This window comes from Paracoccus sp. NSM (assembly GCF_052379855.1).
In the GTDB taxonomy this organism is placed as follows: domain Bacteria; phylum Pseudomonadota; class Alphaproteobacteria; order Rhodobacterales; family Rhodobacteraceae; genus Paracoccus.
Map to the genome: position 1 here is coordinate 33,061 of NZ_JBQTCG010000004.1, position 13,863 is coordinate 46,923.

Below are 13,863 nucleotides of genomic sequence, written 5' to 3' on the forward strand. Positions count from 1 at the left end.
GAAAGGAACGACCCATGACAACCCGTGTGCTTCTGGTGGGCGAAAGCTGGACCACCTCGGAAACGCATTACAAGGGCTTCGACCAGTTCGGCTCTGTCCGGTTCCATACCGGGGCGACGCCGCTGCTGGAGGCGATGAAGGACAGCGATTTCCAGATCGACTACATGACCGCCCATGATGCGGCGGAGGGCTTTCCCTTTACGATGGAGGGACTGGCACCCTATGACATCGTGATCCTGTCCGATATCGGCGCGAACACCTTTCTGTTGCCGCCCGATGTCTGGCTGCGGTCCAGGACCGTGCCGAACCGGTTACGACTGCTCAGGGATTGGGTGGCGCAGGGGGGCAACCTGCTGATGATCGGGGGGTATTTCTCGTTCCAGGGCATCGACGGGCGGGCACGCTGGCGCAACACCGCGGTCGAGGACACGCTGCCTGTCGCCTGCCACCCCTGGGACGACCGCGTCGAGATCCCCGAAGGCGCCGAGGCCGAGATCCTGCTGCCAGACCATCCGGTCATGGCCGGGATGCCCGCCGCCTGGCCGCCGATCCTGGGCGTGAACGAGGTGATGGTCCGCGACGGCGCGACCGTCGTGGCGCGCCTGCCCGCCGATCAGGGCGGCCATCCGCTGCTGGTGCTGGGCGGGCACGGCCAAGGGCGCACGGCGGCCTGGACATCGGATGTGGGGCCGCATTGGCTGTCGCCCGAATTCTGCGACTGGCCGGGATACCGAACCCTGTGGATGAACCTGTTCGGCTGGCTGGTCGCGCGGTGAGACGCGGCCTAGTCTCCTGCCAGGATCGCCCGCATCCGTTCGCTGTCGGGAAAGGCGCTGACGGTGCCCGCCCGGCCCACCGTCCAGGCCGAGGCCGCCGCCGCGTGGCGCAACGCCCGCGCGTCCAGCGCCACCCCGCGCAGCGCGGACGAGGCCAGCGCGACCGCCATGAAGCAATCGCCCGCGCCGGTCGTATCGACGACCTCGCAGGGCTGGGCCGGCACCTCGATGCGGTCCCCGCCGCGCAGCAGCACCGCGCCGCGCGCGCCGAGCGTCAGGACCACCTGCGACACGCCCTGATCGCGCAGGGCCTCGGCGCCGCCCAGAAGGGCGGCCTCGTCCTCGTTGACGAAGGCGCAATCGACCAGCGGCCACAGGACGCGCACATAATCCTGAAGCGGAGACGGGTTCAGCGCGGTCCGCATACCGCGCGCCCGCGCCGCCTGCAGCGCGGCCCGCGTGGTGTCCGCGCCCAGATTTCCCTGCATCACCAGCAGATCGCCCGCCACGGCGCTGTCCAGCGCGGCCACGGCCTGTTCCGGCGTCATCGCGCTGGCCGCGTCGCGGGTGGTGATGACCGCGTTTTCACCATGAACGGCCATCACGATGATCGAATTGTCGGTCACGACCCCCGGCAGGGAAACCAGCTGCGCCGCCAGCGGTTCAGCGGCCAGCCGCGCGGCGATCTCGCGCCCTCGCGCGTCCTGGCCGACCGCGGCCACCAGCCGGCAGGGCAGGCCCGTGCGCGCCATCGCGACCGCCTGGTTCACGCCCTTGCCGCCCAGATCCTGCGACAGAGCGCGCCCGAAGATGGAGGCACCGGGCCGGGGGAAATCCTCGACCGCCACGGTCTCGTCCAGGGCCGCATTGCCGATCACGAACGCCTTCATCCCGTCTCTCTCCGTCTTCGAAAGGTCACCGCATGAACCCGATTTCCGACCGCCCCGCAGGGGCCATCCGCGACATCTTCGGGCGCGACAAGGCCCTGATCGGCATGATCCACTGCCCCGCCTTTCCGGGCGCTCCCCGCTATCGCGGCGCGTCGATGGACGCGATCTATGATACCTGCATGCGCGATGCGGAACGGCTGGCGCAAGGGGGAATGCATGGGCTGATCGTCGAAAACCATGGCGATATTCCCTTTTCGAAACCCGAGGACATCGGCCCCGAGACGCCGGCCTTCCTGTCCGTCGTGACCGACCGGATCAAGCGCGCCTTCGGCCTGCCCATCGGCATCAACGTGCTGGCCAATGCGCCTTTGCCGGCGCTGGCCACGGCGGTCGCGGGGGGCGCCGATTTCATCCGCGTGAACCAATGGGCCAATGCCTATGTCGCCAACGAAGGCTTCATGGAGGGGCGCGCCGCCGAAGCGCTGCGCTATCGCGCCCTGCTTCGCGCGGAACATGTGCGCATCTTCACCGATGCCCATGTCAAGCACGGCAGCCATGCCATCGTCGCCGACCGCTCAATCCCCGAACTGACGCGCGATCTGGCCTTTTTCGACAGCGACTGCATCATCGCGACCGGTCAGCGCACCGGAGACAGCGCCAGCCTAGACGAGATCGACGAGATCGGCGGTGCGACCCATCTGCCGCTGCTGGTCGGATCCGGCGTCACGGCGGACAACATCGTGGCGATCCTGGGCCGCACCAACGGGGTGATCGTGGCATCCTCGCTGAAAGAGGGCGGCGTCTGGTGGAACCCGGTCTGCCCGGACCGCGTCCGCCATTTCGTCGAGGCCGCGCAGGAGGGGCTGTGATGGCCTCGCTCAGCGCGCGGATGCTGACCGAGGAGGCCGCGTCCTTTCAGGCAATGATCGCCCATCCCTTCGTGCGCGATCTGGCGGCGGACCGCCTGCCGGACACGGCCTTCGACCGCTACCTGCTGATCGAGGGCGCCTTCGTGGACACGGCCATCGCGATCTTCGGCTACGCGGTCGCCAAGGCGACCGATCTGGACGACCGGCGAAAGCTGATCGGCACGCTGGACGCGCTGGCACGTGGCCAGATGGATTACTTCGCCGATGCCATGGCGCGCCGGGGGCTGACGCCTGACCCGGCCTTGCAGGCCGATCCGCGCGTTGCGGCCTTCCGCGAAGGGATGCTGGCCATCGCCCGCGACGGCAGCTTTGCCCAGATCATCACCGCGATGTTCGCGGCAGAGTGGATGTATTGGACATGGTGCGATGCTCATCGGGACGCGCCCCTGCGCGACCCCATGCGGCGCGACTGGATCGCGCTGCATGCGGCGCCCAATTTCCGGCAGCAGGCGCAGTGGCTGCGCGCGCGTGTGGACGCACTGGGTCGAGACCTCGATTCTGCCGCCGCGGATGATCTCGTCACGTTGTTCGGCCATGTTCAGCGGCTGGAAATCGCGTTCCACGACGCCGCATGGAGCGGTGAAGTGGCGCCCTGACGCGTCGTCTCGCATCAGGCGATCTGCCCGGGCCAAGCCGACGGGACCTGTTGAAGAACGCCAATTGCCGGAAGCCTTCGCTGACGCCCTGTTCCTTGACGTGAGCAGCCTTGGTGGCTGCCATGTTCCACAAGCTGAAATCCCGCCTGAAAGCGCGCTTGCCCAGGCGCGCAGAGGCTGGCGATGAGCCACCGCCCCTTTCGCGTCCGATGGGATCGATCGGGTGTGGCGGACGGCGGATCAAGGCACGATCCGGACGACCGCCGGGTCGAATTCAAGAAAAGCCCTCTCGCCGGTGCGGAAAGGTTCGGCATCGGGCGGGCATATTGCGAACAGCTGCCCGAGCGGCGTTGCCAGCGTGTACTGGATCGAGTTGCCAGGCCAGGCGGCATAGAGGATCTCGGCCTCGAACCGGGCGGGGGCGGGATCGCGACGCAGGCGGATCTGGTGAGGCCGCAGGACCATCTGCGCGGCGCCCTTCTGCTCGCCGCTCAGAGGCAGCGACAGGCGCCGGCCAGCCAGAGCGATCTGGGTCGCGCCTTCGGTTGACAGGATCTCGATGGGGACAAGGTTCGCATCCCCGATGAAATCGGCGATGAAGGCGTTGGCCGGGCGGTCATAGAGGTCCTGCGGCGTGCCCTCTTGCGCGATCTCGGCATTCTTCATCACGATGATCCGGTCCGAGACGGCCATCGCCTCTTCCTGATCATGGGTGACATAGACGGCGGTCATGCCAAGGCGCTGCTGGATCTGGCGGATCTCTTCGCGGACATGGCAGCGCAGCTTGGCGTCGAGGTTGGACAGAGGCTCGTCCAGCAGCAGCACCTCGGGTTCCAGCACGATGGCGCGCGCCACCGCGACGCGCTGCTGCTGGCCGCCCGACAATTCCGAGGGCAGGCGCCCCCCGAAGCCCTTAAGCCCGACCGTTTCCAGCGCGGCCTCGGCGCGGGCCTGCCGTTCGGGGTGGGGAATGCGCTGGACGGTCAGGCCATAGGCCACGTTCTCAAGCACCGTCATATGCGGAAACAGCGCATAGGACTGAAACACCATCGAGACCTTGCGATAGGTCGTCGAAAGGTGAGTCACGTCCTCGCCGCCGATCAGGATGCGCCCGCTGCTGGCCGATTCCAGCCCCGCGATCAGGCGCAGCGTGGTGGTCTTGCCGCAGCCCGACGGCCCCAGCAGCGTGACCAGCGTGCCCGGCGCGATGTCCAGCGACAGGGGCTTCAGCGCGACGACCTCGCCGAACTTCTTGGTGACATTCTCCAAGCGAACAGAGCCTTGCATGGGTCTCTCCCGGTCAGATGGCTTCAACACGGTCGGCGCGGCGCAGGCGGCGGCGTCCGATGACGAGTTGCAGCAGAAGGACGGCGATGAGCATGGTGACGTTCAGCGCGGCGGAATAGGCGATGGCGATGCCGTATTCGCCGTTCTCGACCCGGCCCACGATGAAGCTGGTGGCCCGTTGCGGACGACGACCCCGAAGGCGCGCTGGTAATGTTCCAGCGTGAAGCTGTGATCATAGCCCCACAGCTTCACGAAGCTGCCGAAGATGATCAGCACATAGAGGATCAGCGTAAAGGCCGCCCAGGGAAGCGCGATCAGGTAGCAGGTCCAGCGCAGACCGGGATTGAGCGCGGCATTGCGTCCGGAATCTCCCTTGCCGGTGACGGTGGCGTAGTTCTTGCGCCCCAGCCAGCGCCGCTGTGCCAGGAAGGCGCCAAGCGTCAGCGACAGCAGGATCAGCGACAGGATCGCGGCCTTGGCCGGATCGGCCACGGTGCCCACGATCGCGAAATAGATCTCGGTCGAGAGGACGTTGAAATTGCCGCCCAGCACCAGCGGATTGCCGAAATCGGCCAGCGATTCGATGAAGCCCAGCAGAAAGGCATTGGCCAGCCCCGGCCGCATCAGGGGCAGCGACACGGTGCGGAATGTGTGCCAGCGGTCCGCGCCAAGCGTCTGGCTGGCTTCCTCCATGCTGGGCGAGACGCCCTCGACCACGCCGATCAGCACCAGAAAGGCGATGGGCGTGAAGGACAGCATCTGCGCCAGCCAGAGGCGATCGAGGGGCCGGGCACGATCAGCATCGACGTGGAACGCGACGGGTCGCGCGCGCTTCTGTCGGTTTCGGATACGGGCATCGGCATGACGCCCGAGGTACTGGCCCATGCGATGGAGCCCTTCTTCACCACGCGCGCCGATGGCACGGGAAACGGGCTGGGACTGGCGATGGTCTATGGCTTCATCCGCCAATCCGGCGGCGATGTCACCCTGACCTCAGCCCCGCATTCGGGCACCGTCGTGAAGCTGAAGCTGCCGCTGCAAGGTGCCGCCCCGGCTATTGCGCCCCTGCTCGCCCTCGGCCATGTCCTGCTGGTCGAGGATGACCCGTCCGATCGCACCGTCGCGCGCAACCTGCTGGCGCCCCATGCCGCCGAGGTCATCTGCTGCGCCACCGCCGCCGAGGCGCGGCACCGGCTTCACGCCGGGAACCCCGTACCGGACCTGATCGTCACCGACCTGATGCTGGGCACAAGGATCGAGGGCTGGACCATCGCCCGCGAGGCGCTGCGATCAGTTCCCGCAATGCGCGCGCTGATCGTGTCGGGCAGCCTGCCCGCGACCAATCCGCTGGAAGCGGATCATCCGGCCCGGACCGAGATGGTCGCCAAGCCGCTGGACCAGACAGCGCTTGCGGCCGCGCTTGCCGCGCTCCTCTCCGAAAGGACAGGGTGATCGCATCCTGCCTTCAGGCTCGCATCAGATGTGATGAGTTTCGACATGGCCGCAGACCTGGCGGCCGCAGGGGGATCGAGACCGCACGCTCCTGACGACCGACGACATCGCCCGGCCGGAAGCGGGGATCGGCCGTCGCGCCAGGGCACGGCGGCGGGCGGGGCGACCACGCTCAATAAGATGGCTTCTGACCGAACAGCCGCGCAAGCGCCTGCTCTGGCATCCCGGAACGACGGGCGGCCTCGGCTGCGGTCATGGCCGGATCGCGCCACAGATCATCCGACGAAGGGTGCCCGGCCATGACCGCGGTGACCACGGCCGCCGCGATGATATCATCGACCGAGCAGCCCCGCGACAGGTCGTTCGCCGGTCTTGCCAACCCTTGCAGGACGGGACCGATCGCCGTGATGTTGGCAAGGCGCTGCGCGATCTTGTAGCCGATATTCCCCGAGGCGAGATCTGGGAAGATAAAGACGTTGGGCCTGCCGCTCAGCCGGCTGCCGGGCGCCTTGGCGGCCCGGATGCCATCGTCGAGGGCAGCGTCGAATTGCAGTTCGCCATCGACCTCAAGGTCCGGCTCGGCGGTGCGGATCAGCGACAGCGCGTCGCGGATCTTGGTCAGGCTGGGGTGGCTTGCCGATCCGGCGGTCGAGAAGGACAGCAACGCCACGCGCGGCGTCTCGGCAAGCAGCTGTCGGCAGGATTGCGCGGCCGACCGGGCAATGGTCGCCAGCTCCTCGGCGGTGGGGTCCACAACCAGACCGCAATCGGCGAAGATCATGCCGCCCTTGACGGGCGAGCCGGGGCCGCAGGACAGCATCAGGAAAAAGCTCGAGACGGTCGGCACGCCGGGCGCGCGGCCGATGATCTGCAAGGCGGCGCGAACGGTGTCGGCCGTGGTGGCCACGGCGCCGCCCACGGTGCCGTCCGCCTGACCCAGATGCACCCTCATGGCGGCCTGGCGGATCGGATCGCGCATCTCGGTCAGGGCGCGTTCTCGGGTCAGGCCCTTGGCGGCGCGCATCCGGTGCCAATGGGCGGCCAGCATGTCCAGATCAGGGGCCTGATCGGGGTCGAGCGCCGTGACGCCGGTAATCTCGGGGCCATTCATCAACGTCACTTGCGCCAACCCCTCGCCCGCCAATCGACGCGCGGCCTCGGCGACGCGGGGATCCGCACCCTCGGGCAGGATGATATGGCGCCGGTTGGCGCGGGCGACCTGAAAGAGGCGGTCCAGCGGTTTCATATGCTCTACCTCGGTTTGGTGTCTGCTCAGCCAAGGAAATGCAGGCCGGTGACGATGAAGACGCCCAGAAACAGCGTCTCGGCGATCAGAAGCGCGATGGCCGCGCCGCCCACTTCGACCATCCGGCCAAGCGAGGTCTTGATGCCCACCGCCGCGATGGCGATCAGCAGCGCCCACCGGCTGAGGGCGGCGGCCAGATCGGCCAGCGCCGAGGGGATCAGACCAAGCGAATTCAGCATGGCCAGAAGCAGAAACCCAAGGACGAAGCCCGGCAGCAGAGGTGGCCTGCGACCGCTTGCGCTGTTGGCAAGGCCGCTCTGGCGGATGGCCAGCGAGAAGATCAGCACCACCGGCGCCAGCATCGAGACCCGGATCAGCTTGACCAACGTCGCGGTCTCGCCGGCCTCGTCGCTGATCGAGAAGCCCGCGCCCACGACCTGCGCGACGTCGTGGATCGTGCCGCCAATAAAGACGCCCGAGTCGCGCGCGTCGAAGGCGAAGACCTGCGCCAGCATCGGATAAAGCACCATCGCGACGGTGGACAGGATGGTCACGGCCAGAACGGTAAAGACCAGATCGCGTTCCGATTTCTCGTGCCGGGGCAGCACCGCCGCGATGGCCATGGCGGCAGAGGCGCCACAGATCGCGACCGAGCCTCCGGTCAGCAAGGCAAAGCTCCACCCCCGTCCGGCGAAGCGCGTCACAAGCAAGGCAAAGCCTATCGTCGCGGCGACACCCGCGATCACCAATGCGATCGCCGGACCGCCCAGCCCTGCCAGCAGCTCGACGCTGATCCTGGCGCCCAGCAATGCCACACCCAGGCGCAGGACGCTGCGGGCGGTGAAGTCTATGCCGGGTGCCGTGCGCGTGCCGGGTTCGGCCAGAAAGTGCAGCGCCAGCCCCAGCAGCAGCGCCATCAGCATTGCCGGGGCGCCGTAATGTTCTGACAGGAATTGCGCAGTCACGGCAACCAGGGTCGCCACGGCCAGGCCGGGAAACATCGGGCGCAGGCCTTCGACCGCTGCCATGCGGGGAGCGATGCTGAACATCAGGACACCTTCAGGAAAAAGAGGGCGCCCGGCGACGCGTGCCGCCGGGCGGGTCGGTCAGGCCGCGCCTTGTTGCGGGCGCATGTCGTTGGCGCTGATGCCGGCCACGACGACAGGCTTCTTCATGGCGTCGCGGCGGAAGGGCTCGCCCAGTTCCTGATTCAGAAGCACCTCGATGAAGGTGGTCTGACGGTCCTTCATCTGACGCTCGATCGCCTCGTGCAGGGCGGCGGTCAGCTCGTCCTGGCTGCGGACCTGCACCCCATGAGTGCCGCAGGCGCGGGCGATGGCCGCGTAGCTGGTGTCGCGGTCCAGTTCGGTCCCCACGAAGTTGTTGTCATACCACAGCGTCGTGTTGCGCTTTTCCGCGCCCCATTGGTAGTTGCGGAAGATAACCATCGTGATCGCGGGCCAGTCGTCGCGCCCGCAGGCGGTCATCTCGTTCATCGAGATCCCGAACGCACCGTCGCCCGCGAAGCCGATGACCGGCGTGTCGGGATTGCCGATCTTGGCGCCGAGAATCGCCGGAAATCCGTAGCCGCAAGGCCCGAACAGGCCGGGCGCCAGATATTTCCGCCCCGCCTCGAAGGTCGGATAGGCATTGCCGATGGCGCAGTTGTTGCCGATGTCGCTGCTGACGATGGCCTCTTTCGGCACGGCCTGCATGATCGCGCGCCAGGCCTGGCGGGGCGACATCAGGTCGCCGTCGCGCTGACGGGCCTCGGCGTTCCAGGCAGTGCCGGGATCGTCCTGCTCGTGATCCAGGCTGGACAGCTCCTGCGCCCAACGAGAGCGGGTCTGCGCGATCAGTTCGCGGCGCTCACGACGCCCGTCATCGCCCGCCGTGGCGGAGAGGTGCCCCATGATCCCCCGCGCGACCTTGGCGGCGTCGCCCTGGATGCCCACCGTGACCTTCTTGGTCAGCCCGATGCGGTCGGCGTTGATGTCAACCTGAATGATCCGGGCCTCTTTCGGCCAGTAGTCGATGCCATAGCCCGGCAGGGTCGAGAACGGGTTCAGCCTCGTGCCAAGCGCCAGCACGACATCGGCCTTGGCGATCAGCTCCATCGCGGCCTTGCTGCCGTTATAGCCAAGCGGGCCGACGGCAAGGGGGTGCGAACCGGGGAAGCTGTCATTGTGCTGGTAGTTCGAGCAGACCGGCGCATCCAGACGTTCGGCAAGCTGGATCAGGTCCGGGATCGCCCCCGACAGCACGACACCCGCGCCCGAGAGGATGACCGGAAACCTTGCCTCGGACAGAAGCCGGGCGGCCTCGGCCACGGCGGTCTCGCCGCCTGCGGGACGCTCGAAGGCCACGACCTGCGGCAGCTCCACGTCGATCACCTGGGTCCAGAAGTCGCGCGGGATGTTGATCTGCGCGGGCGCGCTGTTGCGCCAGGCCTGCATGATGACGCGGTTCAGAACTTCGGGGATGCGCGAGGCGTCCCGGACCTCTTCCTGGTAGCAGACGCTGTCGGCGAACAGGCGCATCTGCTCCATCTCCTGGAAACCGCCCTGGCCGATGGTGCGGTTGGCGGCCTGCGGCGTGACCAGCAGCAGCGGCGTGTGGTTCCAGTAGGCGGTCTTGATCGGCGTCACGAAGCCCGTCACACCCGGCCCGTTCTGCGCGATCGCCATCGACATCTTGCCGGTCGAGCGGGTGAAGCCGTCGGCCATCAACCCGGCATTGGTTTCATGTGCGCAGTCCCAGAAGGTGATCCCGGCTTTCGGGAACAGGTCCGAAACGGGCATCATGGCCGAGCCGATGATGCCGAAGGCATGTTCGATCCCGTGCATCTGAAGCACTTTGACGAAGGCTTCTTCGGTGGTCATTTTCATGGCGGTTCGCTCCTATTTGCGTTCGTCGCGGAAGTGGTAGAGGCGGTAGAGGCCGCGTTGGCCCAGCCTGCGAAAGGGCGTTTTCCAGCCCTCATGCGGCAATTCGGTGTTGAAGATCGGCAGGTCCGGGATCGCCTCGCCGGCGACCAGCTGTGCCATGCGGCGGCCGGCCATGGCGGAATACATGACCCCGTTGCCGCCATAGCCAAGCGCATAGAACGCGCCCGGCAGGTCGGGCAGGCCGGTAATGCGGGGCATCATGTCGTGACTGACATCGACCCAGCCCCACCAGCTGTAATCCAACGAGATGCCGCGCAGGGCGGGGAACTTGCGCGCCATCCCTTCGCGCAGGGCAGCCAGATGGGCGGGGTTGGCGGCATCCTTGCCGGTGATCGCGGCGCGCGACCCGATCTGCAGCCGGTTGTCGGGCAGCAGCCTGTAATAGTGGCGCAGCGTGCGGGTGTCGGTCAGAGGCGAGAGCTTGCGGATCGCCACGGCGTCAAGCTCGGGCCCGGTCAGCGGGCGGGTGACGATGCTGTTGGACATGATCGGCATGATCCGGTCCCGAAGGCGCGGATGCAGGCCGCGCGGGGCATAGGCCGCCGTCGCAACCGCCACGCGCCGCGCCCGGACCGTGCCGCCGGGGGTGCGCAGGTGGTGCAGCCCGTCCTTCATCACCCAGCCCTGCACCGGACTGTCGGGATGCACGCGGGCGCCCAGTTCGCGTGCCACGCGCAGATAGCCGAAGGCCAGCTTTGCGGCATGGACGCCGACGCCGTCGGGTTCCCACATGGCGCCCTGCCCCTCCATGTCGCGGGCGACGTCGCGGTGCAGTTCGGTCCGGTCCAGCATCCGGGCGCCGTAGCCGAAGCGGTCGTTCAGCAGCCGCGTCTCGGCCTCCAGCGCGGGCAGCGCGCGGGACTTGTGGGCGATGTAGTAATGGCCGCCATCCTGCGGCTGACAGTCGATGGCATGGTCACGGATCAGGCCACGGAACAGATCGAACGCCTCGACCACCTCGGCGTGCAGGGCCTGCGCCACATCCATGCCCCACCGTTCGATCCACTGGCTGCGCTTGAGCCGCCCGGAACTGATCTGGGCCTGTCCGCCATTGCGGGTCGAGCAGCCATGCGCGACGCCGTTCGCCTCCAGCACGACGGCCTTGATGCCGTGCATCTTGGCCAGGTGGATCGCGCAGGACAGCCCGGTATAGCCCGATCCGATCACGGCGACATCGACATCCATATCGGTTGTGACGGGTCCGTCATCGTCGGGCGCGGGGCCTGCGGTGCCGATCCAGTACGTGGGCGCATAGCCGCCGCAGGGACCGATCGCGCGGGCGGTCATCGGATCATAGAGCGGGTCATAGCGCCTTGCGCCGGCCCGGGGGGTCATAGCGTCCATGGCGTCACCTATTTCGCTGCCACCGCAGGGCGCTGCTTGCGGATCGCCTGTTTCTCGACGATCAGGCCGTCCCTGATGCGGAACAGGTCGGCGCCCTGCACCTCGGTCCGGGTGCCGTCGGGATTGGTCGCGCGAAAGGTCCACTGGCTGACCCCGCGGGTGCCGTCCTCGGACAGGAAATGGCTGTGATCGGCCCATTCAACGTCGGGCATGGCGGTCCAGACGCCCTCGAAGGCACGGGCGATGGCTTGGCTTCCCTCGATGCGGTTACCGTATTCATGGTCACCCGCCACGGTGAAGAACACGCAGTCCGGCGCGAAATGGGTCATCACGCCCGCGATGTCATGGCGGTTGAAGGCGTCGAACGTGGCCTTCAGGTCTGCGGCGGTCAGGGTTCGGGGCTGGGTCATGGGGACTCCTTGAGGTCAGTAGCCCATCATCCGGGGCAGCCAGAGGGCGATGTCCGGGAAGATGGCGATGATGAAGATCGCGGTGATCGAGGCGAGGGCGAAGGGAATGGCGCGCAGGCTGATCCGCTCGATCGACACCCCCGAGATGCCCGAGGCGATGAACAGGTTCTCGCCCAGGGGCGGGGTCTGAAAGCCCACCGACAGAGTGCAGATCATCACAATGCCGAAATGGATCGGGTCGATCCCCATCATGTAGGCCACCGGCAGCATCACCGGCACCAGGATCATGATGGCGGCCAGCGTCTCCATGAACATGCCCACGATCAGCAGAAGCAGGATGACCATCGCCCAGATCAGATAGAGGTTGTCGGTCAGCGACAGGATGCCGCCTGCGATGACGGCAGGGATCTGGTTCTCGACCAGGATGCGGCCGAAGATGGTCGCGGCGAACAGGACCAGCAGCACCCGGCCGGCCAGCCATGTCGTCGTGTCCAGGGCCGTGACCAGCGCCCGCAGGTTCAGTTCGCGATAGATCACGGCGCCGACGAACAGCGTGTAGAAGATGGCGACGATCGCGGCCTCGGTCGGGGTGAAGAGCCCCGAATAGATGCCGCCCAGGATAACCACGGGGGCCAGAAGCGCCCAGAAGCCGCGATAGCAGGCCAGCGCGATCCTGCGCGGCGACAGCGTCTCGGCCGAGCCGTGGAAGCCCCGCATCCGGCAGCGGATGTAGTTCATGGTCAGCAGCCCCCCCGCCATGACGACGCCCGGCAGGAACCCCGCGATGAACAGCTTCGAGATCGACACGGACTGAAAGCTGCCATGGGCCGCGATCGCCTCGGGCGGGGGCTGCATGCCCATGGCCGAGATGCCGAAGATGACCAGCGGGATCGAGGGTGGGATGATGATCCCCAGCCCTCCGGCCGCCGCCGTGACGGATGCCGCATAGCCCGGCCCATAGCCCGCACGCGACATCGCGGGGATCATCAGCATGCCCACCGCCGCCGTGGTCGCGGGTCCCGAGCCCGAAATCGCCCCGAAGAACAGGCAGGCCATGATGGTCGCCGCCGACAATCCGCCCGTGAACGGCCCGGCAAGGCTTTCGGCCACGTTGATCAGGCGGCGGGACAGGCCCGCGGCCTCCATCAGGGCGCCGGCCAGCATGAAGGCGGGCAGCGCCATCAGCGGAAAGGACCCGACCGAGGACCAGGCCATCTGAACCATCTTGATGGGGTTGTCCCCAAGGTAGAGCATCGCCGCCAGCGAGGCCACGCCAAGCGCCACCGTGATCGGCGCGCCAAGGATCAGCAGCGCGGCGAAGCTGCCGAACAGGATCTGGATCAGCCACCCGTCCATCAGCGCACCTGTTCCGGGGTCCGGGGGTCCGCCGCCAGGTCCTGCGCCTTTTCGATGCTGACACGGTCGGGGTCCGCCGGATCGATGCCGCGCACCAGCTTGAGGTAATTCACCTGCAGGATGCGCAACGTCATCAGCCCAAAGGCAACGGGCAGCGCCAGATAGACATAGCGCATCTCCCATCCCAGGGTCTGGGCGCGCACGAAGGGCCGCAGCCGGCTGATGAATTCGATGGCATACCAGATGAAGACCAGGTTGAACCCGACCCAGAAGGCGTCGCCCAGGGCCTCGATCCGACGTGCGGTCCGGCGGGGCAGCAGGGTGAGGTGAAAGCTGATGCGGTTATGCGCGGTGATCCGGGCGGCATAGGACGCCCCGAAATAGGCGAACCAGACGAACAGGATGACCGACAGCTCCTCGATCCAGGTGATCGAGGTGCCAAGCAGCTGACGCGACAGGATCTGAACGAAAAGCAGCGTCACGAAACACGCCAGAAGGATGCGGCAGACATGGCTTTCGAACCTGTCGGCAAAGGACAGAAAACGGGACATGGGGGCCTCGGCGGCAGGACAAAGCGGGACGGGCTGAAGCGGGACGAGCGCAGGATCGCGCGGGCGCGTGGGAGGGGA

Annotated in this window: 14 protein-coding genes; 4 read left to right on the forward strand and 10 right to left on the reverse strand. The window is 67.2% G+C overall.

The window, feature by feature from the left end; translation table 11 throughout:
* Positions 1-14 precede the first annotated feature (14 nt).
* Entirely contained in the window at positions 15-776 is a 762-nt protein-coding gene (locus ACTZWU_RS08420) for a glutamine amidotransferase (protein WP_444736911.1), read from the forward strand.
* An 8-nt stretch (positions 777-784) separates the two neighbouring features.
* Here ACTZWU_RS08420 and ACTZWU_RS08425 read toward each other — a convergent pair whose 3' ends face one another.
* Entirely contained in the window at positions 785-1,666 is an 882-nt protein-coding gene (locus ACTZWU_RS08425) for a PfkB family carbohydrate kinase (protein WP_444736912.1), read from the reverse strand.
* A gap of 32 nt (positions 1,667-1,698) precedes the next feature.
* Here ACTZWU_RS08425 and ACTZWU_RS08430 point away from each other — a divergent pair, with 32 nt between their 5' ends.
* Both ACTZWU_RS08430 and ACTZWU_RS08435 read left to right on the forward strand, forming a co-directional pair.
* A complete protein-coding gene (locus ACTZWU_RS08430; protein WP_444736913.1) occupies positions 1,699-2,535 on the forward strand; it encodes a BtpA/SgcQ family protein in 837 nt (278 codons plus the stop codon).
* Positions 2,535-3,191, forward strand: a complete 657-nt coding sequence (locus ACTZWU_RS08435; protein WP_444736914.1) for a TenA family protein — start codon at positions 2,535-2,537, stop codon at positions 3,189-3,191. The genes ACTZWU_RS08430 and ACTZWU_RS08435 overlap by 1 nt, the downstream gene beginning before the upstream one ends.
* Positions 3,192-3,431: 240 nt before the next feature.
* On the opposite strand, the gene ACTZWU_RS08440 is transcribed toward ACTZWU_RS08435, so the two are convergent.
* On the reverse strand, positions 3,432-4,478 hold the full coding sequence (locus ACTZWU_RS08440; protein ID WP_444736915.1) for an ABC transporter ATP-binding protein: 1,047 nt from the start codon (positions 4,476-4,478) through the stop codon (positions 3,432-3,434).
* Positions 4,479-4,580: 102 nt separating this feature from the next.
* Positions 4,581-5,237 (reverse strand): ABC transporter permease, encoded by a 657-nt coding sequence (locus tag ACTZWU_RS08445; protein WP_444736916.1) that lies wholly within the window; start codon positions 5,235-5,237, stop codon positions 4,581-4,583.
* On the opposite strand from ACTZWU_RS08445, the gene ACTZWU_RS08450 reads away from it, so the two are divergent.
* Entirely contained in the window at positions 5,130-5,930 is an 801-nt protein-coding gene (locus ACTZWU_RS08450) for an ATP-binding protein (protein ID WP_444736917.1), read from the forward strand. The genes ACTZWU_RS08445 and ACTZWU_RS08450 overlap by 108 nt on opposite strands.
* 172 nt (positions 5,931-6,102) lie before the next feature.
* On the opposite strand, the gene pta is transcribed toward ACTZWU_RS08450, so the two are convergent.
* Genes pta through ACTZWU_RS08485 form a run of 7 tightly spaced genes read right to left on the reverse strand, consistent with a single transcriptional unit; the run spans position 6,103 to position 13,785 of the window.
* Positions 6,103-7,176: a phosphate acetyltransferase gene (gene pta, locus ACTZWU_RS08455; RefSeq protein ID WP_444736918.1), complete on the reverse strand. Its 1,074-nt coding sequence runs from the start codon at positions 7,174-7,176 to the stop codon at positions 6,103-6,105.
* 26 nt (positions 7,177-7,202) lie between these two features.
* Positions 7,203-8,225 carry a YeiH family protein gene (locus tag ACTZWU_RS08460; RefSeq protein WP_444736919.1) on the reverse strand — a complete coding sequence of 341 codons (1,023 nt, stop codon included), beginning with the start codon at positions 8,223-8,225 and terminating at the stop codon, positions 7,203-7,205.
* A 57-nt stretch (positions 8,226-8,282) separates the two neighbouring features.
* A complete protein-coding gene (xsc, locus tag ACTZWU_RS08465; RefSeq protein WP_444736920.1) occupies positions 8,283-10,064 on the reverse strand; it encodes a sulfoacetaldehyde acetyltransferase in 1,782 nt (593 codons plus the stop codon).
* 12 nt (positions 10,065-10,076) lie between these two features.
* The gene (locus ACTZWU_RS08470) at positions 10,077-11,468 is read right to left on the reverse strand and encodes an NAD(P)/FAD-dependent oxidoreductase (RefSeq protein WP_444736921.1); all 1,392 of its coding nucleotides are present in this window, start codon (positions 11,466-11,468) and stop codon (positions 10,077-10,079) included.
* An 8-nt stretch (positions 11,469-11,476) separates the two neighbouring features.
* Positions 11,477-11,878, reverse strand: a complete 402-nt coding sequence (locus ACTZWU_RS08475; RefSeq protein ID WP_444736922.1) for a nuclear transport factor 2 family protein — start codon at positions 11,876-11,878, stop codon at positions 11,477-11,479.
* A 15-nt stretch (positions 11,879-11,893) separates the two neighbouring features.
* A complete protein-coding gene (locus ACTZWU_RS08480; protein ID WP_444736923.1) occupies positions 11,894-13,234 on the reverse strand; it encodes a TRAP transporter large permease in 1,341 nt (446 codons plus the stop codon).
* On the reverse strand, positions 13,234-13,785 hold the full coding sequence (locus ACTZWU_RS08485) for a TRAP transporter small permease (protein WP_444736924.1): 552 nt from the start codon (positions 13,783-13,785) through the stop codon (positions 13,234-13,236). The genes ACTZWU_RS08480 and ACTZWU_RS08485 overlap by 1 nt, the downstream gene beginning before the upstream one ends.
* Positions 13,786-13,863: the final 78 nt, after the last annotated feature.

Excerpts from the sequence above, each read along its gene's own strand:
- ACTZWU_RS08445 (WP_444736916.1), bottom strand. The coding sequence starts at position 5,237 with ATGCTGTCCTTCACGCCCATCGCCTTTCTGGTGCTGATCGGCGTGGTC.
- ACTZWU_RS08425 (WP_444736912.1), bottom strand. The coding sequence starts at position 1,666 with ATGAAGGCGTTCGTGATCGGCAATGCGGCCCTGGACGAGACCGTGGCG.
- ACTZWU_RS08420 (WP_444736911.1), top strand. The coding sequence starts at position 15 with ATGACAACCCGTGTGCTTCTGGTGGGCGAAAGCTGGACCACCTCGGAA.
- ACTZWU_RS08475 (WP_444736922.1), bottom strand. The coding sequence starts at position 11,878 with ATGACCCAGCCCCGAACCCTGACCGCCGCAGACCTGAAGGCCACGTTC.
- pta (WP_444736918.1), bottom strand. The coding sequence starts at position 7,176 with ATGAAACCGCTGGACCGCCTCTTTCAGGTCGCCCGCGCCAACCGGCGC.
- ACTZWU_RS08440 (WP_444736915.1), bottom strand. The coding sequence starts at position 4,478 with ATGCAAGGCTCTGTTCGCTTGGAGAATGTCACCAAGAAGTTCGGCGAG.
- ACTZWU_RS08430 (WP_444736913.1), top strand. The coding sequence starts at position 1,699 with ATGAACCCGATTTCCGACCGCCCCGCAGGGGCCATCCGCGACATCTTC.
- ACTZWU_RS08470 (WP_444736921.1), bottom strand. The coding sequence starts at position 11,468 with ATGGACGCTATGACCCCCCGGGCCGGCGCAAGGCGCTATGACCCGCTC.
- ACTZWU_RS08485 (WP_444736924.1), bottom strand. The coding sequence starts at position 13,785 with ATGTCCCGTTTTCTGTCCTTTGCCGACAGGTTCGAAAGCCATGTCTGC.
- xsc (WP_444736920.1), bottom strand. The coding sequence starts at position 10,064 with ATGAAAATGACCACCGAAGAAGCCTTCGTCAAAGTGCTTCAGATGCAC.
- ACTZWU_RS08435 (WP_444736914.1), top strand. The coding sequence starts at position 2,535 with ATGGCCTCGCTCAGCGCGCGGATGCTGACCGAGGAGGCCGCGTCCTTT.
- ACTZWU_RS08460 (WP_444736919.1), bottom strand. The coding sequence starts at position 8,225 with ATGTTCAGCATCGCTCCCCGCATGGCAGCGGTCGAAGGCCTGCGCCCG.
- ACTZWU_RS08480 (WP_444736923.1), bottom strand. The coding sequence starts at position 13,234 with ATGGACGGGTGGCTGATCCAGATCCTGTTCGGCAGCTTCGCCGCGCTG.